Origin of the sequence: Proteus sp. fly-1067, assembly GCF_040139345.1 — a bacterium.
GTDB classification, from domain to species: domain Bacteria; phylum Pseudomonadota; class Gammaproteobacteria; order Enterobacterales; family Enterobacteriaceae; genus Proteus; species Proteus vulgaris_B.
This window is the reverse complement of record NZ_JBEEUL010000097.1, coordinates 1-715: the sequence shown is the minus strand read 5'-3', so window position 1 is coordinate 715 and position 715 is coordinate 1. Positions and strand designations below refer to the sequence as shown.

Here is a 715-nt window from a genome sequence, read left to right as displayed (position 1 = left end):
TGTCAGGATTGTTTTAGATGCATCTTTATCAATGGCTACCAAATAGGAGTGGATGCCGCATCATAGAACTCTATATCTATGCGACGGTCAAGAAATCTATCTGCGTTTGCCATTACTTCTCGGTTTAAGTCGTGGTTCTCATCTCCAAAGATACTGATGAAGACTTTGTTTACTCTACTACGATTAATCTGATCGAATATATGTCTGTCGTTATGAGCTAGTGAGTCACCATGAATGTAGAGAGTGCCTCTCAGTTCACCCAATGCTTGGTAGCAAGCATTTAGATATGGATTATGTTTGATTTTCTCAAGCTTCTTTTGGTAGGTTGGTTCAGACACAAAAAGGGGAAACTCTCCTGCATCTAACCATCGTCTTACTTGGTCAACGATCGCATCCCAATCTTCTTGGTCATAAACCCGTTTATAAATACCTTGCTCAGTATTGTAGAGATGGAGGCCCCCGTGTAGAAAGTGCAAGTTTTGAGTACGTTGTTGCCATTCATCGCCATTAAAACCATCTTTCATACCACACCATCGATCTGGTCTAAAGGGAGGTAGATTCCATTTGTTTACAGCCCAATACAAAAGTAAGTCGTAATTGAGAGAAAATATATTGTTGAAGCGAGTGAGGAATCTTCTAGTTAAGGTGAAACTATCATCCGCAATGGCTCCGGGGCGGTGAGGATGAGTATTAGCAATTACCTCAATAAGTGAGT

Annotated in this window: 1 protein-coding gene; it reads right to left on the bottom strand. The window is 40.8% G+C overall.

What is annotated here, in order from left to right:
• Positions 1-35 precede the first annotated feature (35 nt).
• Positions 36-715: DUF4917 family protein (locus ABN217_RS19335; RefSeq protein ID WP_349459871.1), on the bottom strand; the 680-nt coding region annotated here is incomplete at its 5' end.